22 protein-coding genes are annotated in these 23,611 nt (G+C 67.8%); 11 read left to right on the top strand and 11 right to left on the bottom strand.

Going from position 1 to position 23,611, the window contains the following annotated elements:
- The first annotated feature begins 96 nt into the window (after positions 1 to 96).
- The 7 genes from BMX29_RS12500 (at position 97) to BMX29_RS12470 (ending at position 7,629) form a co-directional block, all read left to right on the top strand.
- On the top strand, positions 97 to 468 hold the full coding sequence (locus BMX29_RS12500; protein WP_092813298.1) for a MerR family transcriptional regulator: 372 nt from the start codon (positions 97 to 99) through the stop codon (positions 466 to 468).
- Positions 469 to 640: 172 nt separating this feature from the next.
- Positions 641 to 1,051, top strand: a complete 411-nt coding sequence (locus BMX29_RS12495) for a MerR family transcriptional regulator (RefSeq protein WP_092813295.1) — start codon at positions 641 to 643, stop codon at positions 1,049 to 1,051.
- 26 nt (positions 1,052 to 1,077) lie between these two features.
- On the top strand, positions 1,078 to 2,859 hold the full coding sequence (locus tag BMX29_RS12490; protein WP_092813292.1) for an acyl-CoA dehydrogenase: 1,782 nt from the start codon (positions 1,078 to 1,080) through the stop codon (positions 2,857 to 2,859).
- A 64-nt stretch (positions 2,860 to 2,923) separates the two neighbouring features.
- The gene (locus BMX29_RS12485) at positions 2,924 to 3,136 is read left to right on the top strand and encodes a hypothetical protein (RefSeq protein WP_043845987.1); all 213 of its coding nucleotides are present in this window, start codon (positions 2,924 to 2,926) and stop codon (positions 3,134 to 3,136) included.
- Positions 3,137 to 3,540: 404 nt separating this feature from the next.
- Positions 3,541 to 4,185 (top strand): glutathione S-transferase family protein, encoded by a 645-nt coding sequence (locus BMX29_RS12480; RefSeq protein ID WP_092813289.1) that lies wholly within the window; start codon positions 3,541 to 3,543, stop codon positions 4,183 to 4,185.
- Between the two features lie 10 nt (positions 4,186 to 4,195).
- A complete protein-coding gene (locus BMX29_RS12475; RefSeq protein ID WP_092813286.1) occupies positions 4,196 to 5,407 on the top strand; it encodes an acetyl-CoA C-acetyltransferase in 1,212 nt (403 codons plus the stop codon).
- Between the two features lie 23 nt (positions 5,408 to 5,430).
- A complete protein-coding gene (locus BMX29_RS12470) occupies positions 5,431 to 7,629 on the top strand; it encodes a 3-hydroxyacyl-CoA dehydrogenase NAD-binding domain-containing protein (RefSeq protein WP_092813283.1) in 2,199 nt (732 codons plus the stop codon).
- Between the two features lie 340 nt (positions 7,630 to 7,969).
- Here the strand turns inward: BMX29_RS12470 and xseA are convergent, their stop codons facing one another.
- The gene (xseA, locus tag BMX29_RS12465) at positions 7,970 to 9,523 is read right to left on the bottom strand and encodes an exodeoxyribonuclease VII large subunit (protein ID WP_092813280.1); all 1,554 of its coding nucleotides are present in this window, start codon (positions 9,521 to 9,523) and stop codon (positions 7,970 to 7,972) included.
- A 431-nt stretch (positions 9,524 to 9,954) separates the two neighbouring features.
- Here xseA and purD point away from each other — a divergent pair, with 431 nt between their 5' ends.
- On the top strand, positions 9,955 to 11,232 hold the full coding sequence (gene purD, locus BMX29_RS12460; RefSeq protein ID WP_092813278.1) for a phosphoribosylamine--glycine ligase: 1,278 nt from the start codon (positions 9,955 to 9,957) through the stop codon (positions 11,230 to 11,232).
- 349 nt (positions 11,233 to 11,581) lie between these two features.
- Here purD and BMX29_RS12455 read toward each other — a convergent pair whose 3' ends face one another.
- Both BMX29_RS12455 and BMX29_RS12450 read right to left on the bottom strand, forming a co-directional pair.
- On the bottom strand, positions 11,582 to 12,571 hold the full coding sequence (locus BMX29_RS12455; RefSeq protein ID WP_092813275.1) for an NAD(P)H-quinone oxidoreductase: 990 nt from the start codon (positions 12,569 to 12,571) through the stop codon (positions 11,582 to 11,584).
- A gap of 78 nt (positions 12,572 to 12,649) precedes the next feature.
- Positions 12,650 to 13,357 carry a COQ9 family protein gene (locus BMX29_RS12450; RefSeq protein ID WP_092813272.1) on the bottom strand — a complete coding sequence of 236 codons (708 nt, stop codon included), beginning with the start codon at positions 13,355 to 13,357 and terminating at the stop codon, positions 12,650 to 12,652.
- Between the two features lie 136 nt (positions 13,358 to 13,493).
- Here BMX29_RS12450 and rpsU point away from each other — a divergent pair, with 136 nt between their 5' ends.
- Positions 13,494 to 13,700: a 30S ribosomal protein S21 gene (gene rpsU / locus BMX29_RS12445; protein WP_008885097.1), complete on the top strand. Its 207-nt coding sequence runs from the start codon at positions 13,494 to 13,496 to the stop codon at positions 13,698 to 13,700.
- 166 nt (positions 13,701 to 13,866) lie between these two features.
- Here the strand turns inward: rpsU and BMX29_RS12440 are convergent, their stop codons facing one another.
- The 6 genes from BMX29_RS12440 to BMX29_RS12420 all read right to left on the bottom strand — a co-directional run bounded on the left by BMX29_RS12440 (position 13,867) and on the right by BMX29_RS12420 (position 20,481).
- The gene (locus BMX29_RS12440) at positions 13,867 to 15,801 is read right to left on the bottom strand and encodes a VWD domain-containing protein (RefSeq protein ID WP_092813269.1); all 1,935 of its coding nucleotides are present in this window, start codon (positions 15,799 to 15,801) and stop codon (positions 13,867 to 13,869) included.
- Positions 15,771 to 16,238: a nidogen-like domain-containing protein gene (locus BMX29_RS12435; protein ID WP_092813267.1), complete on the bottom strand. Its 468-nt coding sequence runs from the start codon at positions 16,236 to 16,238 to the stop codon at positions 15,771 to 15,773. Before BMX29_RS12435 ends, BMX29_RS12440 begins: the two co-directional genes overlap by 31 nt.
- A 12-nt stretch (positions 16,239 to 16,250) precedes the next feature.
- Positions 16,251 to 16,373: a hypothetical protein gene (locus BMX29_RS19760; protein WP_280513624.1), complete on the bottom strand. Its 123-nt coding sequence runs from the start codon at positions 16,371 to 16,373 to the stop codon at positions 16,251 to 16,253.
- Between the two features lie 144 nt (positions 16,374 to 16,517).
- Positions 16,518 to 18,104 (bottom strand): GMC family oxidoreductase, encoded by a 1,587-nt coding sequence (locus BMX29_RS12430; RefSeq protein WP_092813264.1) that lies wholly within the window; start codon positions 18,102 to 18,104, stop codon positions 16,518 to 16,520.
- Between the two features lie 156 nt (positions 18,105 to 18,260).
- Complete coding sequence (locus BMX29_RS12425) at positions 18,261 to 19,922, bottom strand: BCCT family transporter (protein ID WP_092813261.1); 1,662 nt, start codon at positions 19,920 to 19,922, stop codon at positions 18,261 to 18,263.
- A gap of 100 nt (positions 19,923 to 20,022) precedes the next feature.
- The gene (locus BMX29_RS12420) at positions 20,023 to 20,481 is read right to left on the bottom strand and encodes an Lrp/AsnC family transcriptional regulator (RefSeq protein ID WP_092813258.1); all 459 of its coding nucleotides are present in this window, start codon (positions 20,479 to 20,481) and stop codon (positions 20,023 to 20,025) included.
- 136 nt (positions 20,482 to 20,617) lie between these two features.
- Between BMX29_RS12420 and ald the strand changes: the two genes are divergently transcribed.
- On the top strand, positions 20,618 to 21,739 hold the full coding sequence (gene ald, locus BMX29_RS12415; RefSeq protein ID WP_092813255.1) for an alanine dehydrogenase: 1,122 nt from the start codon (positions 20,618 to 20,620) through the stop codon (positions 21,737 to 21,739).
- A 33-nt stretch (positions 21,740 to 21,772) separates the two neighbouring features.
- Positions 21,773 to 22,132 carry a YigZ family protein gene (locus tag BMX29_RS12410; RefSeq protein WP_092813461.1) on the top strand — a complete coding sequence of 120 codons (360 nt, stop codon included), beginning with the start codon at positions 21,773 to 21,775 and terminating at the stop codon, positions 22,130 to 22,132.
- A 10-nt stretch (positions 22,133 to 22,142) separates the two neighbouring features.
- Here the strand turns inward: BMX29_RS12410 and BMX29_RS12405 are convergent, their stop codons facing one another.
- Together BMX29_RS12405 and mscL are read right to left on the bottom strand one after the other, a co-directional pair.
- On the bottom strand, positions 22,143 to 23,030 hold the full coding sequence (locus BMX29_RS12405) for a cation diffusion facilitator family transporter (RefSeq protein WP_043845778.1): 888 nt from the start codon (positions 23,028 to 23,030) through the stop codon (positions 22,143 to 22,145).
- Positions 23,031 to 23,079: 49 nt separating this feature from the next.
- Positions 23,080 to 23,514, bottom strand: a complete 435-nt coding sequence (gene mscL / locus BMX29_RS12400; RefSeq protein ID WP_043845776.1) for a large conductance mechanosensitive channel protein MscL — start codon at positions 23,512 to 23,514, stop codon at positions 23,080 to 23,082.
- Positions 23,515 to 23,611 lie beyond the last annotated feature (97 nt).

The raw sequence follows: 23,611 nt of genomic DNA, 5'->3' as shown, positions 1-23,611 counted from the left end.
GGCTGCGCGGCGAACGCTGCGACGCCGCTGCGCGTTCCAGTTGCTCCCGCGGCGCGGGACCCCTAGATTTGCGCCACCCGCGACACCGGAGCGCAGATGACCGAGACCCGCCTCAGCTTCAAGGAGATGTGCGCCAAGTTCGACGTGACGCCGCGCACGCTTCGCTACTACGAATACATCGAGCTTCTGCATCCCGAGAGGCAGGGCCGGTCGCGGTATTACGGCAGCCGCGAGATCGCGCGGATGACACTGATCCTGAGGGGCCGGCGCTTCGGTTTCAGCCTCGAGGACATCCGCCAGTGGCTGCTGATCTACGAGAAGGAAGGCACAGAGGCGCAGATGCGCGAGTGGATCAAGCTGGCCGACCGCCAGATGGCCGAACTCGACGAACAGCGCCGCCAGCTCGACGCCGCCCGCGACGAGTTGCGCGCCCTCCGCGACGAGACCGCGGCCTCGCTCGGCGAGTGATCGCGCACCTTTCCGGGGGCCGACTTGCAGCCGCCCGCGGGCTCTGAAAGATGATCCAACGTCAAAACTAGAAGTGACGCGACGTAGAGCTTACGTAAACGTCAATCGTCGTTGTAGCGATAGGCCGGCACTGCAATACCGGCGCTTTCCGCGACGACAGCGCAGGACAAAAATGACCGAAGATACCGACCAGACGATGACCATCCGCGAAATGTGCGACGCCTTCGACGTCACGCCGCGGACCCTGAGATTCTACGAGGCGAAGGAGCTGATCTTTCCCCAGCGCGAGGGCCAGAAACGGCTCTTCAGCCGGCGCGACCGGGCCCGGCTCAAGCTGATCCTGCGCGGCAAGCGCTTCGGCTTCAGCCTGGAGGAAATCCGCCAGCTCCTCGACCTCTACCACATGGGCGACGCGCAGGCGACGCAACTCGCGAAGACCTACGAGATCGCCCAGAAGCGGCTCGAGGAGATGGTCGCCCGCCGCAAGGAGCTCGACGACGCCATCGCCGAGCTCGAGGAACAGATGCAGTGGGGCGAGAAGATGCTCGCCTCCATGCGCCAGCCGAAGAAGGCGGCCGAGTGAGACCCTGACACGGGAGGAGAGCTGACATGCCGATCTACACCGCACCCACGAAGGACATGGCCTTCGTGCTGCACGAGGTCCTGAAGGTCCACGAACAGGACATTCCGGGCTACGAGGACCTCGACGCCGATACCACGTCGGCGATCCTCGAAGAGGCCGGCAAGCTCTCCGAAAACGTGCTCGCGCCGCTGAACCCGGTGGGTGACCGTCAGGGCTGCACACTGGAGAACGGCGTCGTGCGCACGCCCGAGGGCTTCAAGGACGCGTACGAGCAGATGCGCGCGGGCGGCTGGATGGGCCTCGACGCCGATCCCGAATACGGCGGCCAGGGCATGCCCTACGTGCTGAACTGCGCCGTGGGCGAAATGTTCGTGTCTTCCAACATGGCCTTCAACATGTACCAGGGCCTCACCCACGGCGCCTACTCGGCGATCCACGCACACGGCACGGAGGCGCAGAAGCAGACCTACCTGCCCAACATGATCGACGGCATCTGGTCGGGCACCATGAACCTGACCGAGCCGCATTGCGGCACCGACCTCGGCCTGATCCGCACCAAGGCCGAGCCGCAGGACGACGGCAGCTACTCGATCACCGGCTCCAAGATCTGGATCTCGGCAGGCGAGCACGACCTGTCAGAGAACATCATCCACCTAGTGCTCGCCAAGGTTCCCGGCGGGCCGGACGGTGTGAAGGGCATCTCGCTCTTCATCGTGCCGAAGTTCATGGTCAACGAGGACGGCAGCCTCGGCGAGCGCAACGCGGTAAGCTGCGGCGGCCTCGAAGAGAAGATGGGCATCCACGGCAACGCCACCTGCGTGATGAACTACGACGGGGCCAAGGGCTTCCTCGTGGGCGAGCTGCACAAGGGCATGCGCGCGATGTTCACAATGATGAACGAGGCGCGCCTCGGCGTTGGCCTGCAGGGCTACGCCCAAGGCGCGGTGGCCTACCAGAACGCGCTCGGCTTCGCCCGCGACCGGCTCCAGGGCCGCGACGTGACCGGCGTCAAGAATCCCGACGGCCCGGCCGACCCGATCATCGTGCACCCCGACGTGCGCCGAAACCTGCTGGCACAGAAGAGCTTCGTCGAGGGCGCGCGCGCCTTCACCTTCTGGGGCGCGCAGATGATCGATCGCGCACACCGCAACGAGGATGCCGACGCGGAGGGCATGATCTCGCTGCTCACCCCGGTCATCAAGGGCTTCCTGACCGACAAGGGCTTCGAGACCACCGTGCTCGCGCAGCAGACCTTGGGCGGCTCGGGCTTCACGCGCGAATGGGGCCTCGAGCAGTTCGTCCGCGACGCCCGGATCACGATGATCTACGAGGGCACCAACGGCATCCAGTCGCTCGACCTCGTGGGCCGCAAGCTGGGCCAGTCCGGCGGCAAGCACGTCATGGCCTTCTTCGAGCTGGTGAAATCCTTCGCGGCCGAGCACAAGGGCCAGGACGAGACGCTCGACCGTGACTTCCTCGACCCGCTGAAGAGCGCGTCGAAGGACCTGCAGGCGGCGGCGATGTATTTCATGCAGAACGGCATGAAGTCCCCGAACAACGCGCTGTCGGGCTCCTACGACTTCATGCATCTCTTCGGGCACGTCTGCCTCGGCCTGATGTGGTCGAAGATGGCGGTGGCCGCGAAGGCCGCACTGGCGGCGGGCACCTCGGACGAGGCGTTCTACACCTCCAAGCTTGCGACCGGACGCTACTACATGGCGCGCGAACTGACCGAGACCGGAACGCTTCTGAAGCGGATCGAGAGCGGCGCGGAGCCGGTGATGGAACTGGACGCGGCGAACTTCTGAGCGGAGGGTGGCGTTCGGACCGGAGACCAGCCGTCCGGGCGCCACCGCCCCCGAGGAGGACCACATGCCGAAACGCTTCCGCCTGACCCGCCGCTTTCCCGTCGCGATGACCGAGGACGGCTACCGCCGCCTCAAGAAGTTCTCGCAGGAGGCCGGGCTCGACGAGGGCGAGGCGCTGTCCTTCGTGTTCGAACACTTCGACTCGATCACCGACGACGAGGCGCTCGGCCACCGGCTCCGGCTCTTCAACGCCGAGCTGGATGCGCGCAAGCGCTGACGCACGACCTTGGGAGGGGGCGCGCACATGACGAGCTGTCACTTCGCGGGAACATCCTGCAAAGCGCCCGGTCCGCTAACCGGTCCATTATCGTCCCGGTCGGGACGCCTCCGGCGGGAGTATTTCGGACGAGAAGAAGGACCGTTCATCGAACCCTCGAATGGCAGCGCGGGCAGCAGCCGGTCCACCCCGCCAGCCGGCACCGCAGCTGGCTTGAGCGCGAGCGGGCCGGCGGGGCTTCTCCTCGTGCGGTCATCGGCTCTCCAGCCTGTACCGCACGGAGACATTGGCGCAAGTCGGCTTAACGCCGGGTTAGCAGAGCCGCCCCCTGGCTTCTTCTCGTGCCAAATACTCCCGCCGGAGGCCTCCCGCCCCCTCCATCTTCCCGACCGACAGGACATCGCATGACCTTAAAGCTGCACTGCTTCGGCGAATCCGGCCACTCCTACAAGGCCGCGCTCGCGCTCGAGATGGGCGGGTTCGACTGGGAGCCCGTGTTCATCGATTTCTTCAACGGCGAAACGCGCGGCGCGGCCTACCGGCGCGACGTGAACGAGATGGGCGAGGCACCCGTGCTGGTGGACGGCGACGTGCGCCTGTCTCAATCGGCCGTCATCCAGGGCTATCTCGTCGAGAAGGGCAGCCCGTTCGGCGGGCGCGACGCCAGCACGGCGCGCGAGATCCTGCGCTGGCAGTTCTGGGACAACCACAAGCTCAGCTCACAGGCCGGAATGCTTCGGTTCCTGATGAACTTCCTGCCCGAGGAAAAGCGTCCGGCCGAGGCGATCGAGTTCACCAAGGGTCGGCTCAAGGCCGCCTACCAGGTGCTCGACGCGCATCTCTCAAGCCGCGACTGGATCGTCGGCGACGCCGTGACCAACGCCGACCTGACCTGCTGCGGCTATCTCTACTATCCCGAGCCCTTCGGCTTCGACCGTGCCGACTGGCCCAATATCGACGCGTGGCTGACCCGCCTGAGCGAGCAGCCGCGCTGGCAATCCCCCTACGACCTGATGCCGCGCGCCTGGCCCGCGGCGGGCAAAGAGTGAAGGAGGCTCCATGACCGACGCCTACATTTTCGACGCCATCCGCACGCCGCGGGGCAAGGGCCGCAAGGACGGCGCCCTGCACGAGGTCACAAGCGTCTCGCTCTCGGCGCAGGTGCTGAACGGGCTGAAGGACCGCAGCAACCTCGACGGCCTCGCCGTGGAGGACGTGATCTGGGGCAACGCCACCCAGGTCGCCGAGCAGGGCGGCTGCCTTGCGCGCACCGCGGTGCTGGCCTCCGAGCTCGACGAGGGCATTCCGGGCCTTTCGATCAACCGCTTCTGCGCGAGCGGCATGGAGGCTGTGAACCTCGCCGCCAACCAAGTCCGCGCGGGCGCCGGTGGTGCCTACATCGCTGGTGGCGTCGAGATGATGAGCCGCGTGGCCATGGGGTCGGACGGTGCCGCCATCGCTGTGGACCCCTCGGTGGCCTTCGACAGCTACTTCGTGCCGCAGGGCATCTCGGCCGACATCATCGCGACCGAGTACGGCATCTCGCGCGACGACGCCGATGCCTTCGCCGTCGAGAGCCAGAAGCGCGCCGCCAAGGCGTGGGAAGAAGGCCGGTTCGCCAAGTCGATCCACGTGGTTCGCGACGTGAACGGTCTGCCGATCCTCGATCATGACGAGTACATGCGCCCGGGCACCGACATGCAATCGCTCGGCGCGCTGAAGCCGTCCTTCAAGGACATGGGCGAGACCATGCCCGGCTTCGACAAGGTGGCGATGCTGAAATACCCGCACCTTGCAGCGATCAACCATGTCCACCACGCCGGCAACTCGTCGGGCATCGTCGACGGTGCCGCGGGCGTGCTCGTCGGCTCCAAGGAATGGGGCGAAGCGCATGGCCTGAAACCGCGCGCCCGTATCCGTGCGACCGCCAAGATCGGCACCGACCCGACGATCATGCTGACCGGCCCGGTCCCCGCGACCGAGAAGATCCTGCGCGAGAGCGGCATGGCGATCTCCGACATCGATCTCTTCGAGGTGAACGAGGCGTTCTCGTCCGTGGTGCTGCGCTTCATGCAGGCCTTCGATGTGGATCACTCCAAGCTCAACGTGAACGGCGGCGCCATCGCCATGGGCCACCCGCTGGGCGCGTCGGGCGCCATCATCATCGGCACGCTCCTCGACGAGATGGAGCGCGCGGACCGCGAGACCGGTCTCGCCACGCTGTGCGTCGCGTCCGGCATGGGTGCGGCGACCATCATCGAGCGCGTGTGAGCGGCCAGAGGGAGACAGGAACAATGACCGATTTCACGATGGACAAGGGCGCCGACGGCGTCGCCGTGATCACCTGGGACTGCGCGGGCAAATCGATGAACGTGCTGTCGATGGAGGCCGGGGAGCACCTCGAGGGTCTGATCGACGACGCGCTGGCGGACGAGGCCGTGAAGGGCATCGTCATCACCTCCGGCAAGGACAGCTTCGCCGCGGGCATGGACCTCAACGCCATCGCGGCGATGAAGGACGCCGCCGGCGAGAACCCGGCGCAGGGTCTCTTCGACGGCGTGATGGGTCTGCACCGCGTGCTGCGCAAGATCGAGCTCGCCGGCATGGACCCCAAGACCCAGAAGGGCGGCAAGCCGATCGCGGCCGCCCTGCCCGGCACCGCGCTCGGCATCGGGCTCGAGCTGCCGCTCGCGTGCCACCGCATCTTCGTCACGCCCGATCCGAAGGCCAAGATCGGCCTGCCCGAGATCATGGTCGGCATCTTCCCGGGCGGCGGCGGCACCACCCGCCTCGTGCGCAAGATGGGCGCCATGGCAGCCTCGCCCTTCCTGCTCGAGGGCAAGCTGAGCGACCCGATCAAGGCGCAGAAGGCCGGTCTCGTGGACGAGGTCGTGGCCGATCCGGTCGCCGCGGCCAAGGAATGGGTGCTGAACGCCAAGGACGCCGACATCGTCAAGCCGTGGGACGCGAAGGGCTACAAGATGCCCGGCGGCGCGCCCTACCACCCGGCGGGCTTCATGACCTTCGTGGGCGCCTCGGCCATGGTTCACGGCAAGACGCAGGGCGTCTACCCGGCGGCCAAGGCGCTTCTGTCGGCGGTCTACGAGGGCGCGCTCGTGCCCTTTGACACCGCGCTCAAGATCGAGGCGCGCTGGTTCACCAACGTGCTTATGAATCCGTCCTCGGGCGCGATGATCCGTTCGCTGTTCATCAACAAGGGGGCGCTCGAGAAGGGCGCGAACCGGCCCGACGTGGCGGACGAGACCGTGCGCCGCGTGGGCGTGCTCGGTGCCGGCATGATGGGCGCGGGCATCAGCCTCGTCGCGGCTCAGGCCGGGATCGAGGTGGTGCTGCTCGATCAGTCGGTCGAGAACGCCGAGAAGGGCAAGGCCTACACCGCGTCCTACATGGACAAGGGCATCCAGAAGAAGAAGGCCACCGAGGAGAAGAAGGAGCGTGTCCTCTCCCTCATCACGCCGACGGCAGACGTGGACGACCTCAAGGGCTGCGACCTGATCGTCGAGGCGGTGTTCGAGGACCCCAAGGTCAAAGCCGAGATGACGCAAAAGGTCGAGGCGGTGATCGGCGAGGAGGCGATCTTTGCCACCAACACATCGACCCTGCCGATCACGGATCTCGCCAAGGCCTCCAAGCGGCCGGAGCAGTTCATCGGCATCCACTTCTTCTCGCCCGTCGAGAAGATGAACCTGGTCGAGATCATCAAGGGCAAGGAGACCGGTGAGCGGGCCGTGGCCAAGGCGCTCGATTTCGTGCGCCAGATCCGGAAAACCCCGATCGTGGTCAACGACGCGCGCTTCTTCTACGCCAACCGCTGCATCATCCCCTATATCAACGAAGGCATCCGCATGGTTGCCGAAGGGGTGAACCCGGTCCTGATCGAGAATGCCGCCAAGCAGGTCGGCATGCCGCTCGGGCCGCTGCAACTGGTGGACGAGACCTCGATCGATCTTGGTGCCAAGATCGCGCGGGCGACACGCGCGGCGATGGGCGATGCCTATCCCGATAGCGCGGTCGACGAGGTGATCTTCTGGATGGAAGACGAAGGCCGCCTCGGCCGGAAGTCCAACGCGGGGTTCTACGCCTACGACGAGAAGGGCAAGCGCCAAGGCCTCTGGGAGGGTCTGAGCGCGAAGTATCCCGTCGCGGACGAGCAGCCGGACCTGATCGAGGTGCAGCACCGCCTGCTGTTCGTGCAGGCGCTGGAGGCCGTGCGCGCGCTGGAGGAGAACGTCCTGCTCGATATCCGCGAGGGCGACGTCGGCGCGATCCTCGGCTGGGGCTTCGCACCGTGGTCGGGCGGCCCGCTGTCCTGGCTCGACATCATCGGCGCGCCCTACGCCGCTGAGCGCTGCGACGCGCTGACCGACAAGCACGGCGCGCGGTTCACCTGCCCCGACCTGCTGCGCGAGCTCGCAGAGAAAAACCAGTCGTTCTACGGCCGGTTCGGCCCGGCAGAGGCCGACGCGGCCTGACTTGAAAGGGGCGCGCCTTCGGGCGCGCCCCTTTGCGTTCGGGGGATGCGGTTCGCGTCCGGGTCTTGCTTGCTGCCGATGCCCGACAGCGGCTCCGGCGTGCGGATCAGCTCCCCGACTTCTTTATCGTCGAGGCAATTCAAGAGCCGCGCCCTCGCCGGCCCACGCGATGGCGATCCGTCGTTTGGACTGCGCGCTTTGTGATTCCAGCGGCCCAAAACGTCGACGCAGCACGTCATAAGCAGCGAGATCGCCAGCCCCCGCAGCAGGCTGGCGGCGGCGCGGCGCCCCTCCGGACGGGGTCCGCACCCCGTGATGATCGAAGGTCCTTAGAGACCCTTCAGAAAAGCGATCCCTGCTCCGGGGTCCCCTTCTTGGCGGCGCCTTTCCTGGGCGACGTGCCGCCGAGTCGCAGGCGTCCGTCGTGGAACTGGATCTCGAGGCCCGAGGCGGCCTCGGCGGCCGCTTTCGTCGTCACCACGTGGCCGTCGCCGCGCACCACCGCAAATCCCCGCTCCAGCGTGCGCTCGTAGCCGAGCGACTCCCGCAGCCGGTCGAGCGCATCGAGACGCTGGCGCTGCACGGCGGTCGTCTTCGCGAAAGCCGCGTCGAGGCGGCGCGAGAGGTCGGACACACGCTCGCCCCGCCGGGCGATCTCGGTGCGGATCGGGCGCGGGCTGAGCCGCCCCGCCGTGGCAGCGAGCGCGTCGCGCTTCTGCGCCACCGACCTGTCGAGCGCGGGGGCAAGCCGAGGGGCCAGGGCCCCGAGCGCGCGGCGGCATTCGCCCGCGCGCGCCCGCAGCGCGGCGGGGCGCAGGCTGCCCGAGGTCTCCGACAACGCCACGCGGCGCACCTGAACCCCGCGCACCAGGGCTGCCGGCAGCCGGTCGCCCGCCACGTCGAGCCGCTGGCGCGGACCATCGAGCAGGCTCTCGGGCCGGGGCAGCGCGCGGGCGAGGTCGGTCAGCCGTTGTCCACGGACCTCGAGCCGATAGGTTACCGCGCGCACTAGCCGCGCCTGCATCTCCTCGGACCAGGCCAGCAGGTCGCGCCGCACCGGCACCGCGATCTCGGCTGCGGCCGTGGGCGTCGGCGCGCGACGGTCGGAGGCGAAGTCGATCAGCGTGGTGTCGGTCTCGTGCCCGACCGCCGAGATCAGCGGAATATCGGACGCCGCCGCGGCCCGCACCACCGCCTCTTCGTTGAAGCCCCAGAGGTCTTCGATCGACCCGCCGCCACGCGCCACGATCAGCACGTCGGGCCGCGGCAGCGCGCCGCCCGGGGACATGCGGTTGAACCCCTCGATCGCGCGCGCGACCTCGGGCGCGCAGGCCGCGCCCTGCACCGCCACCGGCCAGATCAGGACCTTGCGGGGAAAGCGGTCGCGCAACCGGTGCAGGATGTCGCGGATCACCGCGCCCGAGGGCGAGGTGACGACGCCGACGATCTCCGGCAGGAACGGCAGAGGCCGCTTGCGCGCGTCGTCGAACAGGCCTTCGGCTGCCAGCGCGGCGCGGCGCTTCTCGAGCATTGCCATGAGCGCGCCCTGCCCCGCGGGCCGGATCGTCTCGATCACGATCTGATACTTGGACTGGCCGGGGAATGTGGTGAGCCGTCCGGTGGCGATCACCTCGAGTCCCTCCTCGGGCTGGGTCTCGAGCTGCGCGGCCTTGCCCTTCCAGACGACCCCTGACAGCACCGAGCGGTCGTCCTTCAGGTCGAGATAGACGTGCCCGGACCGCGGCCGTGACACGCGCCCCACCTCGCCCCGCACCCGGACGTAGGAGAACTCGCCCTCGATGGTGCGCTTCACCGCCCCCGAGATCTCGGAGACCGTGAATTCCGGGGTATTGCCGGGGCCGCTGCCGCCGGGCTCGTCGTCGATCAGGTCCATGCCGTCCCTCGTCTTGCCGCGCGTCAGACTAGACGCGGCGCGCGCCGGAGGAAACCGGGGCCGCGCGCCTCAGGCCGCGGCGTCGCCGCCCGCTTTCATGGAACAAGTCGGGCAGCAGAGCGCGCGGGCATTAAGCGGGGCGAAACGGTTCCGCGTGGCCTCGACAACCTGTGCGCAGTCTTTGAACGTGCCGAGTCCCTCGAGTTTATCTTCGGCAGGGTCTGACACTTCCGGAATGGACGACATGCACGCCTTCGATCTCCGGTGTTTTCGTCACATAGGAGGTCTGTTCCGTGCTCGATCCCTTCCGCCGGTCGCTCCCTTCCGCAACCCCGGTCACCCGCCCTGTTCCGGGACACTTGTGCGACACGGGACACCCGGCTACGAGGCGGGCGGCGGCAGGCCAGACGACACGGACCAAGGGGGCACGCGTGAACATCCTGATCCTCGGCGGCGGCGGGCGCGAACACGCGCTGGCCTGGGCGGCGCTCCAGAACCCGAAATGCGACAAGCTGATCGTGGCCCCCGGCAACGCTGGCATCGCGCAGATCGCGACCTGCGCCCGGGTCGACATCGAGGACGGCGGCGCGGTGGCCGAGTTCGCAGGCGAGAACGCCATCGACCTGGTGATCGTGGGCCCCGAGGCGCCGCTGGCCGCTGGCATCGCCGACCGGCTGGCCGACGCCGGCGTGCTGGTCTTCGGGCCATCGGCAGCGGCGGCACGGCTCGAGGCGTCGAAGGCCTTCACCAAGGAGATCTGCGCGGCCGCCGGCGCGCCCACCGCGGCCTCGGCCCACTTCACCGACCACGAGGCGGCGGCCGCTTACGTGCGCGCCAAGGGCGCGCCCATCGTGGTCAAGGCCGACGGGCTCGCTGCCGGCAAGGGCGTGATCGTGGCCGAGACCGAGGCGCAGGCGCTCGACGCGCTCGACGACATGTTCGGCGGCGAGTTCGGCGCTGCCGGGGCCGAGGTTGTGATCGAGGAATTCATGACCGGCGAGGAAGCCTCGCTTTTCGTTCTGGTCGACGGCGAAACCTGCCTGCCCATCGGCACCGCGCAGGATCACAAGCGCATCGGAGAGGGCGACACCGGCCCCAACACCGGCGGCATGGGCGCCTACTCGCCTGCGCCGGTGATGACGCCGGAGGTCGAGGCCCGGGCCATGGACGAGATCGTCCGCCCGACCATGGCCGAGATGGCCCGCCGCGGCACGCCCTACCGCGGCGTGCTCTATGTCGGCCTGATGATCGAGAACGGCGCGCCCCGGCTCGTCGAATACAACGTGCGCTTCGGAGACCCGGAGTGCCAGGCGCTGATGATGCGGCTCGGCGCGCAGACCCTCGACCTGATCCACGCCTGCGCCGAGGGCCGGCTCGACGAGGCGCGCGTCCATTGGGCCGAGGATCATGCGATGACCGTGGTGCTGGCCGCCGACGGCTATCCCGGCGCCTACGAGAAGGGCCAGCCCATCGGCGGGCTCGACGCCCTGCCCGAAACCGCCTGGGAAATGACCTTCCACGCCGGCACGGCGCGATCCGGCGGAGACGTGGTCTCCTCGGGCGGACGGGTGCTGAACTGCACGGCCCGCGGCGCGTCGCTTGCAGAGGCCCGCGACCGCGCCTACGCGCTGGTCGACGCGGTGGACTGGCCGGGCGGCATCTGCCGCCGCGACATCGGCTGGCGCGCGCTCGGAGCCGCGGAGGACTGACACGCGCGCTCGGGCGGTTCGTGGGCGCGAGCTTATCAGGTCAGCATATCAACCCGAGCAGAGAGCTGCGGAACGCGGGCGCGAGACAGGCGGCGAGCGAGGGCTCTGCCCTCGCGCTCCCGCGATATTCTCGCCAAGAAGACGGAGCGGAAGCGCGCTTTCCTTCGGAACGGAATGCCAGCGCGCGTCAGATATATCCTCCGAGCGACGCGATGGATGCATTCGAGGCGGCGACCGCCGGTGAGCGCGGCTGGCCGAAGCTTGCACCAAGATCGCGCATTGCGACCGCCAGCCTGCCCGAGGCCCGCACCGCCGGGATCGTGACCGCGCGGGCGACCGGAAGCGTCCGTCAGTCGCCCCCCACCTTCAGGACGATCTTGCCGATGTGGTCCGAGCCCTCCATCCGCGCGTGCGCCTTCGCCGCCTCCTCGAGCGGAAACTCGGAATCCATGATCGGACCCACCGTGCCCGCGTCGAGGAGCGGCCAGACGTGTTCACGCAAGGCGTCCGCGATCCGGGCCTTGGCAAGGTCGCTCTGCGGCCGGAGCGTCGAGCCGGTGATCGTCAGCCGTCGGGTCATCACCTGTGCGAAGTTCAGCTCGACCTTGGGGCCCGACAGGAACGCGATCTGCACGAGACGGCCGTCATCGGCCAGCGCCTTCACGTTGCGCGGGATGTAGTCGCCGCCCACCATGTCGAGGATCAGGTCGGCGCCGCCCTCGGCGCGAATCACATCGACGAAGTCTTCCTCGCGGTAGTTGATCGCCCGCTCGGCGCCGAGCTCGGTACATTTCGCGCATTTCTCGGCCGACCCGGCAGTGGCGAAGACGCGCGCGCCGAAGTGCCGTGCGAGCTGGATGGCCGTGGTGCCGATGCCCGACGAGCCGCCGTGACAGAGAAAACGCTCGCCGGCCTGCAGGGCACCGCGCTGGAAGACATTCGACCAGACGGTGAAGTAGGTCTCGGGCAGGCAGGCCGCGTGCTGCAGGTCCATGCCCTCCGGCACCGGCAAGCAATGCGCGGCGGGCGTGAGCGCGTACTCGGCATAGCCGCCGCCGGGCAGAAGCGCGCAGACCCGGTCGCCCTCTTTCACCTCGGTCACGCCCGGGCCGATCGCGTCCACGGTTCCGGCGGCCTCGAGGCCCGGCAGGTCGCTGGCTTCGGGCGGCGGTGCGTAGAGGCCCGCGCGCTGCAGCGCGTCGGGCCGGTTGACGCCTGCATAGGCGATACGGAGCCGGACCTCGCCATGGCCCGGCTCGGGGACGGAGCGCTCCGCCGGGGTCAGCACTTCGGGGCCGCCGGCCTTGGAAATTTCGATGACGCGCATGGTCTGGCTCACGGGGAATGACTCCTTCTTCGGTCCGGTCTGACGCCCGCACGATGTGGCCGCCGCCCGCCGCGGGTCAATCGGCAACGGTCAACGCGCGGCGGGCGTGTCCGCGGGCGGCCAGCTGCCGGGGATGTCCTCGTCCCGACGGCGCGGCGCGGCACGTGCGGCGACGCGGTTGGGCAGGTCCATCAGCGTGCCCATGAACGGCAGCTTGCGCAGGCCGGACTTCGCGCTCTCGATGCGCATCACGTCATCGATACGCCGGTCGAGGAAATCCCACGTCTCGCGGCTTTCGGGAGAATCGTCGCCCAGCCAGTAGAGCACCGTGGACGAGTAGACCCCGGCCAGCGTCGCGCGCTTGGAATACCAGTTGACGTCGTCCGAGCTGTCGCCGAGGGCGCGCCAGATGGCGTCCGAGGTGGACCAGAGCGCGCGCACACCGTCGGCCGAGTAGATCGGCAGAGAGAACAGCGTCATGCCCCGGCGCACCGCCTCTCGGTCCTCGGACAGCTCGATGCGCGCGCGGACGGCGCGAGCGACCTTGTCGCGGTAGCGCAGACCGTCGAGGTTCATGGCGGCGAGCCGGCCGGGCAGGCGCCGGTCGCCACGGGCGTGAAATGCCAGCGCTAGATCCACGGCGCCCCGGGGAAAGAGGCCCTTGGCCACCGCGGGCGCCACCTCGGCATCCTTCATGGCGGCGCGGAACGTGGTCTCGGTCCAGCCGTCGAATGGCACGTGCATCAGCGCGGCGTCGATCATCTTGTCTGTCGGGTCGTCCTGCATATCGTCGGTCATGATCTCTCCTGTCGCTCTGGCCGGGCGGGGTCGCGGTGCCCCTGTCAGGGGTACTGGACAAGCTAGCGAGGCTTTGCTATACGGCCACCTCCTGCATTTCCTTGCAACTCCAACTCAGAAAGGTGGTGACAACCACATGCAGGTTAGCGTTCGCGACAACAACGTCGATCAGGCCCTCCGGGCCCTGAAGAAGAAGCTGCAGCGCGAAGGCGTCTTCCGTGAAATGAAGCTTCGGCAGCATTTCGAGAAGCCGTCCGAGAAGAAAGCACGCGAGAAGGCCGAGGCCGTCCGCCGTGCGCGCAAGCTGGCACGCAAAAAGGCCCAGCGCGAAGGTCTTCTCTGAAGAGCCTCACGTTTCCGAACTGACGCGATTGACTACCCCCGGGGCAGCCGCCTTCGGGGGTTTGTCGTGTCTGGCGGCCCGCGTTGCGGCGGGCGGCCGGTCGCAGGTCCCCACGAAGAAGGGGGCGTCTTGCGACGCCCCCTTCCCTTGGATCGCTCCGGCCCGATCAGATGAACATGAAGTCGTCCACGGTCAGGTCCGCGGCGGTCACGCCCTCGACCACGATGATCTGGCCGTCGTAGCTCAACTGGGCCGCGCCACCGCCAGCGACGGTGGTGATGTCGAGCGCATCGACCCGGCCCTGCAGGCCCGAGCCGGGCGCGTTCTCGACCCCAGTGAGCATCAGCATGTCGCTGCCGTCCTCGAAGCCCTCGATGACATCGACCGCGCCGGCCTCGCCCTCGTTCCAGACGAACACGTCCGCACCGTTGCCGCCATCCACGGTGTCGTTGCCATCGCCGCCGTTGATGGTGTCGTCGCCGCCGCCGCCGTTGATCACGTCGTTGCGGCCGCCACCGGCGAGGAAGTCGGTCCCGCCACCCGCGATGATGGTGTCGTTGCCCTCGCCGCCGCCGACGGCGTTGTTGCCCGGCCCGGCATTGATGAGGTCCTGGCCGAAGCCGCCGCCGAGGCTGTCGTCGCCGCCGCCGCCGGTCACGGTGTCATCGGCGAAGCTGCCGCCCATCGTGTCATCGCCCGCGCCGCCGTCGAGGTTGTCGGCATCGGCGCCGCCCGCGACCGCGTCGTCGCCGGCACCCGCATCGACGGTATCGGAGCCGACACCGCCGCGGATGGTGTCGTTACCGTCACCGCCCGAGATGCTGTCGTTGCCCTCGCCGCCGCCGAGGCGGTCGTCGCCCACGTCGCCATCGAGCACGTCGTTCCCGGTGCCGGCCGCGATGTTGTCGTCGCCAGCGCCACCGTCGAGCACGTCGTTGCCACCGCCGCCGATCAGGCCGTCGTCGCCCGCACCGCCGAACAGGGTATCGGCACCGGCGTTGCCCTCGAGCCGGTCGTCGCCGCCGGTGATGGTGTCGTTGCCACCCGCGCCGGAAATGGTGTCGGACAGAACCGTGCCCACGAGCACTTCGGAGGTGTCGTCACCGGTGATCACGAGGCCCGTCTCGCCCGTATACGAGATGTAGTCCTCGGCATCGCCCGCGGTGTTGGCGGCACTGTCGAGGTAGGACGCGTCATCGGTCAGCGCAAAGTCCAGCACCGCGTTGCGGAAAGCCGTGCTGCCCTGGTCGAGCCCCGCCGCTAGCGCCGCCGCCTGGGCCGCGGCCAGAACGTCGGGGTCGATGTCGGCAAAGGTAATGAGCGAGGTCGGCTGGTCGGCGATGTAGAAGTCCTCGAGGCTCTCGCCGGCGTCGTAAGTGAACAGGCTCTGCGCATCGGTGGTCACCCGCCAGTCGTCGCGGAAGCCGCCGTAAAGGTCCTCGAACGCCAGCGGACGTGCCAGGACGGTGCCATCGGCCCGGGCGATGTCGTTCGACGGGTTGCCGTCTCCGTCCCCGAGGAGACCCTCGAACGAACCGGTCGAGCCGTCGATGGCGACGTCCACGTCGATCCGGTCGCCGCGCACGTCGACGATCAGCTGGTTGTCTCCGTCACCGACATTGCCGTCCGCGCCGGCATAGACCACCACGTACTGGTCGTCCTGACGGAAGATGGAGCCGCCATCGACGTCATACTGGCCGAAGTTCTCGACCTCGATCGGCGTGCCATTGACCGACACCGGCTGGGCGTCGGTCGCATCGATCTGAACGACGTCCGAGCCAACGGTGGTCGCGACGGCGGCGATCACGCTGACCGTGTCTGCGATCGGCACCATGCGGGCCTGGATCTCGAGGTTGCTCGCGGTATCGCGCACCAGGACGATCTCGCCCGCGGCCTGGAAGTCGTAGCCGGCCCCGTCGAGCGTCACGAGGTGCGGGTCGCCGGTGGCCGCGCCGCCCCGCGCGCCCTCGGGCAGAAGCGGCACGATGCGGTCGACCACGCCCCCATTCCGGACGAAGAAGTTCCAGATGCCCTCGGTGCCGGTGTTGCCCTCGGTATTTTCAAGTTCGATCAGTTCGGCTTCGACACCCGATTGCGGCAACTCGAAAAAGTGCCGTCCTCACCGGTGCCGGCAGTGTAGCCCGCGCGTGCCGGCGTGCCGCCGAAGCCGCCCGAGCCACCCGACGCATTGCCGGTGGTCCACTGCACGTCTTCGTAGCGGAACTGGATGTCGAAGTCGCCATCGCCGCGGTCGGTCAGGATCAGCTGGAAGGCGTTCAGAAGGTCGTTGTTGCGGCTGAAGTAGCCGACATCGTCCCAGGTGATGATGATGCGGTCGTTGGCCTCGTCGAAGTCGTAATAGACGAGGTTCGTGCCGGTGGAGTTGCCACCGGGCGTCGGTCCTGGCACCGCCTCGTTGCGGGTGTCCACGTCGGCGAAGTAGGGCGTGATCTCGGGGTTGTTGGACACGCCGGTGATCACGTCGGGCGTGAAGCTGCTACGCGGGTTCGCGAAGGTGATCGAACCGTTGTTGTTGATCCAGAAGCCCTCTTAGAGCGTTCCGAAGAAATTGATGCCGTCCTCGAAGATGGGGGTGGCGTCGATCTGCTCGGTCGAGCCGTCGTCGCTCCGATCTAGAAATTCTTCGCCGAAGCCGGGGATAAGGTTCGCCATGCCGAGCCGTCCTTTGGGTCATAAAATCGCGTTCGAGCCCCGGCCGAAAATTCGCAACCGTGGGCATGCATGAACCATCGATTAGTATTAACCTTACGTCAACATGCGGAATTCCCGACCTTTTCGCCGCAGCGCGGCATCCACTCAGCCGGCGTCGGAGAGGATGAGATCGGCGGCCTTCTCGGCGATCATGGCGGTCGGCGCGTTGGTGTTTCCGCTGGTGATGCGCGGCATCACCGAGGCATCCACCACCCGCAGCCCAGGCGCGCCGCGCAGTCGCAGCCGTTCGTCGAGAGGGGCCCCGTCGTCGGTCCCCATGCGCACCGTTCCGGCCGGGTGGAAGATCGTCGTGCCGATGTCCCCGGCCGCGCGGGCGAGGTCCTCATCGCTTTGAAGATCCGGGCCGGGCTTCAGCTCTTCCGGCTTGTAACGGGCCATCGGCCCCTGTGCCATGATGCGCCGCGTCAGGCGGATGGCGTCCGCCGCGGTGCGGCGATCTCCCTCGGTCGAGAGGTAGTTCGGCGCGATCTCGGGGGCCGCGCGCGGATCGGGCGCGGTCAGCCGCACCGTCCCGCGGCTTTCCGGGCGCAGGTGACAGACGCTGGCGGTGATCGCCGGGAACGGATCAAGCGGCTGTCCGAAGGCCGGCAGCGACAACGGCTGGACGTGGTATTCGAGGTCAGCCGTCTCGAGACCCTCGCGCGAGCGCGCGAAGGCGCCGAGCTGCGACGGCGCCATCGACATCGGACCCGAGCGGAAGAGCGCGTATTCCAGCCCGATCTTCGCCTTGCCGAGCCATGTCGCGGCAAGCTGGTTCAGCGTCTTCGCCCCGGTCAGCCGCCACGAGCAGCGCAATTGCAGGTGGTCCTGAAGGTTCGCGCCAATGTCGGGCTTGTCCTGCCGCACGTCGATGCCGTGCGCGCGCAGGTGCTCGGCGGGCCCGATCCCAGACAGCATCAGGATCTGCGGCGAGCCGATGGCACCGGCGCAGAGGATCACCTCGGCCGCGGCATGGGCGGTCTTTTCGGCGCCCGCCTGCTCGAAGACGACGCCCGAGGCCCGGTCGCCGTCGAAGGCGAGCCGCAGGACCTGCGCTCCGGTTTCGATCCGCAGCTTGTCCTTGTCGGCGCCGCGCAGGAAGGCCTTGGCCATGCTCATCCGCCAGCCGTTCTTCTGGCTGACCTTGAAGTAGCTCACGCCCTCGTTGTCGCCGCGGTTGAAGTCGTCGGTCTTGGGGATGCCCTCGGCCTCGGCGGCGTCGGCCCAGGCATCAAGGATGTCCCAGCGCAGGCGCTGGTTCTCGATCCGCCACGGGCCGCCTGCGCCGTGATGCTCGGATTCGCCGTCGACGTAATCCTCCGACCGCAGGAAATAGGGCCGCACGTCGTCCCAGCCCCAGCCGGTCAGGCCCTGTTGCCGCCAACCGTCGTAATCCGCCGCCTGCCCCCGGATGTAGAGCATCCCGTTGATCGACGATGACCCGCCGAGGATGCGTCCCCGCGGGTAGAGCAGCGAGCGGCCGTTCAGTCCCTTGTCGGGCGCGGTCTTGTACATCCAGTCCGTGCGCGGATTGCCGATGCAGTAGAGGTATCCCATCGGCACGTGGACCCAGTGGTAGTTGTCGCGCCCCCCGGCCTCCAGCAGCGTGACGCTGTGGCCGGCATCGCTGAGGCGACGGGCAAGAACGCATCCGGCGGTGCCGGCCCCCACGATGACGTAATCGCTCTGCATGGCGTGGCGCCCTCCCCCTTGGTCCGAATGTCACGGGGCCGGACTGTTGCGCGGGGGGCCGGGGAACACAAGGCGTTGCCCGCTCTGCGCACCTCCCCGACGCGAAAACGCCCCGCCGGGTCAGGCGGGGCGTCTCGATCGGTCAGGAAGCCGGGATCACTCGGCCGGGCTGGCCGCGGTGCCGCCTGACGGCGGCTTGGCCAGTGTCGGGTCGGAGCCGTAGAGCTCGCCCGGAAGCTCGTTCGGCATGGCGTGATCCGCCTCGTCGTCGCTGCGGTATTTCTGGTTGTGCCGGTAGATCATCAGCGGATCCCAGGACAGCGCCTTGAAGAGCCCGATGAGGATCAGGAACACCACGATCGCGAAGGGGAAGCCCGCGATCACCGCCGCCGCCTGCAGGGCCGAGAGCCCTCCGGCCAGAAGCAGCACCGACGCGACCGCACCTTCCGAGATCGCCCAGAAGATCCGCTGCACCTTCGGGGGATCGGGATCCCCGCCCGCGGTGAGCATGTCGATCACGAACGAGCCCGAGTCGGAGGATGTCACGAACCACATCACGATCAGCACGATGGCGAATCCGGACATCAGGTCGGACGCCGGGAAGAAGTCCAGCAGAGCGAACATCGCGTCGCCGTAGGCTTCGCGCGTCGCCTCGACCAGCGAGGCATCCCCGCCCAGCGAAATCTGCAGCGCGGTGCCGCCGAAGGCGCAGAACCAGAAGAACATGATCGTCGCCGGCAGAAGCATCACGCCGATCAGGAACTCCCGGATCGTGCGGCCGCGGCTGATGCGCGCCACGAACACGCCCACGAAGGGCGCCCAGCTGACCCACCAGGCCCAGTAGAAGATGGTCCAGGAGTTCTGCCAGGTGCCATCGCTCTGCCAGGCCTCGGCCCAGGTGCCCCACTCCACGAGGTCGCGGACATAGGCGCCGTAGCTCTGCACGAAGGTGTCGAAGATGAAGAGCGTCGGACCGACCACCAGCATGAACGCCAGGAAGACGATGCTGAGCAGGATGTTGATGTTCGAGAGCCGCTTGATGCCGCCGTCGAGTCCCGCGACCACCGACATCGTCGCCATCGCGGTGATGACCGCGATGATGATAATCTGGACGGTCGCAGACTGGCCGATGCCGAACACGGTGCCGAGGCCCGAGTTGATCTGCATGGCGCCGAGACCGAGCGAGGTCACGATGCCGAACATGGTGCCGAACACCGCGAGGATATCGACGACGTCGCCCCAGAAGCCGAAGATCCTCTCGCCCAGCAGCGGATAGAGCGCCGAGCGGATGGTCAGCGGCAGACCCTTGCGGAAATGGAAGTAGGCAAGGCTCAGCGCCACGATCGCGTAGATCGCCCAGGCGTGGAACCCCCAGTGCAGAAACGAGATCACCATTGCCTGGCGCGCGGCGGCCTCCGTCTCGGGATCGCCGATGGGCGGCGCGAAGTAGTGGTAGAGCGGCTCGGCCACACCCCAGTAGATCAGGCCGATGCCGATCCCCGCCGAGAACAGCATCGCCGTCCACGAGAAGAGATCGTAGGCCGGTTTCTCGTTCATGCGGCCGAGGCGGATGTCCCCGAACCGCCCGAAGGCGAGATACACCACCGCGATCAGCAGGATGTTCACGAGGATGATCATCGCCCAGCCGAAGTTGCCGGCCAGCCAACCCTGCATCGCCGAGAAGACGGTGCCCGCCGTTTCACTGAACACTGCCCCGAAGATGATGAAGCCGACGATCAGGATCGCCGAGACCCCGAACACGCGCTTGTTCACCTTCGGAAAGAACAGCAACGACTCTTGTCGCATCTTGTCGTGCATGTGTGCTCCCTGTCCGCCCGGTCCGCTCCGGGGCATGTTTTCTTATCGCAGTCACGGAATATTGAGACGAGAAACTACGCCGTATCCCCCGAAAGTCGAGTCAGATGGGCAAAGCAGTGGTGGAATGCACGCTACGCAAAGAGAAACTCGACTGCATTTGCGCCACATGAGGCAGCCGCGTGAGGTGCCGGCGGTGGATGCGGGCGAAGTCCTCGGTGTCCTCAGCCACGACCTTGAGCAGGTAATCCGCCGAGCCGGCCATCAGGTGACACTCCAGCACCTCGGGTACGCGGGCCACCGCGGTCTCGAAGTCGTCCAGCACCTCGTCGGACTGCCCATCGAGGGTGATCTCCACAAAGACGGTGGTGGGGAGGCGGAACCGGCGCGGGTTCAACAGCGCCACGTAACCGGAAATGAAGCCCTCCGCCTCGAGCCGCGCGACCCGCCGATGGCAGGCCGACGCCGAGATATGCGCCGCCTCGGCCAGTTCGGCATTCGAGATTCGGCCGCGCTTCTGAAGGATGCGCAGAATCCGCAGATCGGTCTCGTCGGCGCTCATCACGCACGTATCTCCCGCTTTTGCACCCTCTTGCGCAGATCCTGCCACCGACAGCGCAAACAGCGGGCATCCTTTGCCGGGATATTGCACGATTTCCGGATAGGTTCCACGTCAGAGGCGCACAGGAGGACCCCACATGAAGATCGGATGCCCCACCGAGATCAAGGCGCAGGAATTCCGCGTCGGCGTAACCCCCGCGGCAGCGGCCGAAGCGGTCGCACACGGCCACGAGGTTCTGATCCAGTCCGGCGCCGGGATCGGCGCGGGCTTCGAGGATGCCGACTACGAGGCGCACGGCGCCAGGATCGTCGGGGCCGCGAAGGAAATCTTCGACGCTGCCGACATGGTGGTGAAGGTGAAGGAGCCGCAGGCCGCCGAGCGCAAGATGCTGCGCGAAGGCCAGATTCTCTTCACCTACCTGCACCTCGCCCCCGATCCCGAGCAGACCTGCGACCTGATCGACAGCGGCGCGACCTGCATCGCCTACGAGACCGTCACCGATGACCGCGGCGGGCTGCCGCTTCTGGCGCCGATGTCCGAGGTCGCGGGCAAGCTGGCGCCGCAGATGGGCGCGTGGACATTGCAGAAGGCCAATGGCGGACGCGGCGTGCTGATGGGCGGCGTGCCGGGCGTGATGCCGGCCCGCGTCGTGGTGATCGGCGGCGGTGTCGTCGGCACTCAGGCCGCACGCATCGCCTCGGGCATGGGCGCGCGCGTCTCGGTCCTCGACCGGTCCCTACCCCGCCTGCGCCAGCTCGACGACATGTTCCGCGGCGAGTTCGAGACGGTCTACTCGTCGAAGGCCAACCTCGAGATGCTGGTGCGCGAGGCCGACATGGTGATCGGCGCCGTGCTGATCCCCGGCGCCGCGGCGCCCAAGCTGGTCACCCGCGAGATGCTGGCAGACATGAAGCCCGGGGCGGCGCTTGTGGACGTGGCGATCGACCAGGGCGGCTGTTTTGAGACATCGAAGGCCACCACCCACCAGGACCCGGTCTACGAGGTCGACGGCATCATGCACTACTGCGTGGCCAACATGCCGGGCGCAGTGGCGCGCACCTCGACGCTGGCGCTTGGCAACGCGACCCTGCCGTTCATGCTGGCGCTGGCCGACAAGGGCTGGCAGCAGGCCTGCGCCGACGACGAGAACCTGCTCAACGGCCTCAACGTCCATGCCGGCAAGCTGACCTACTACGCTGTCGGCAAGGCGCTCGGCCTCGACGTGACCTCGCCGCAGAAGATCGTCCGCGAGGGTTGACCCCGCGGCGTGGCCGGGGCACCCGTCCCGGCCATGACGCTTCTCGTGCTCGACAAGGTTCTGAGCGACCGCGGCTCGAAATATGCCGTGGCGGGTGGACCCGCCGCGGACCGTGCCGCTGCGCAGGCGCTCGTGGCCGACCTCAAGCGCCGAAAGAAGTTCGCGAAAGCCACCCACAACAGCTGGGCCGCGCTGCTGGCCGAGGGCCCCGTCAAGGACGACGACGGCGAGGCCGGCGCGGGCATGACGATCCTGCGGATGCTGGAACGCGAGGGTCTGGAAGGCCACGTCATCGTGGTCACACGATGGTTCGGCGGCACGCATCTGGGCGGCGACCGCTTCCGTCACGTCCAGACCTGCGTGCGAACCTACCTGGACGCGCTGAAGGGCTAAACGCCTCCCCTCACGACATCACGATGGCGCCGCGCTTGGCCTTCTCCTCGGGCTCGACGTGGATCGTGACCGAACATTCGCCAAGCGCGTCGATCAGGCCGGTTTCGATCCGGTCGCAGATCTCGTGGGCATCGCTTACCGCCATGTCGCTCGGCACCACGAGGTGGAATTCGACGAACACGGTCCGGCCCGCGTGACGCGTGCGCAGGTCGTGCGCCTGCACCGCGCCCTGCCCCGTGTCCGAGATGATCGCGCGCAGATCGGCAAGCTCGTGCTCCGGCACGGATTCGTCCATGAGGCTCGAGGCCGAGGCGCTCAGAACGCCCCACCCGGAATAGAGGATGTAGAGCGCCACGCACCCCGCCAGCAGCGGATCGAACCACGTGAGCCCGGTCAGCACCCCCAACACCACGCCAGAGGCCACGCCGACCGAGGTCACCACATCGGCCCAGAGGTGACGCCCGTCCGCCACCAGCGCAGGGGCGCGCAGCCGCCGGCCGCGGCGGATCAGCACCGTGGCCCAGACGCCGTTCAGAACGCCTGCCACGAGATTCACGCCAATGCCCGCCCAGGCGGCCCGGATCGGTTCGGGATTTATCAGCCCGTGCCACGCCTCGCGCAGGATGAAGAGAGCGGCGAGCACGATCAGCACGCCTTCGGCCACGGCGGCGAGGAACTCGGCCTTGTCGTGGCCGTACGGATGCTCGGCATCCGGGGGCCGTTCGGCAACGCGGACCGCAGCAAGCGCCGCCACCGCCGTGCCCACGTTGACGATGCTCTCGAGGGCGTCCGACAAAAGCGCGACCGAGCCGGTCATCCACCAGGCGAGGGTCTTGATGCCGAGAACGGCCAGTCCGACCCCGATGGAGGCCGCCGCGATGCGCGTGCGTTCGGGCATGGGCGCCCTCCTTTCGGGGTCGTGTGTCCTGGCTCTTCGGTCTGCGGGCTCAGTCGCGCTTGAGCTGGTCGCGTATCTCGATCAGCACGTCCAGTTCGGACGGGCCGGTGTGCACCTCGGGCGCGACGTCGTCGGGTTTCTCCGCCGCCGACTTGATCCGGTTCACGATCTTGACCAGCGCGAAAACGACGAGCGCGACGATGAAGAAGTTGATGACCGCCATCAGGAAATTACCCACTGCGAACACCGCCGCGCCGGCCTCCTGCGCGGCCTCGACGCTGGCATAGCCGCCCTCCGGCGCATCGCCCAGCACGTAGAACCAGCCCGAGAAGTCGATGCCGCCGGTGAACAAGCCGATGATCGGGTTGATGAGATCGCTGACCAGCGAATTGACGATCGCGGTGAAGGCCGCGCCGATGATGATGCCGACGGCAAGGTCGATCACGTTGCCCTTGGCGATGAAGTCCCTGAATTCCTGAATCATGGTCCTGTCCCTCGCGATCGTGGCCGCGCACAGCCCGCTTGCGTGCGCGCACCCTCGGGGCGCTTTCCTTCGCCCGCCCGCGCCTTAGCCTTGGTCG

This window comes from Roseivivax marinus, from assembly GCF_900109705.1.
GTDB classification, from domain to species: Bacteria; Pseudomonadota; Alphaproteobacteria; order Rhodobacterales; family Rhodobacteraceae; genus Roseivivax; species Roseivivax marinus.
The sequence above is the reverse complement of the archived record's forward strand: the minus strand, read 5'-3'. Positions and strand labels throughout refer to the sequence as shown.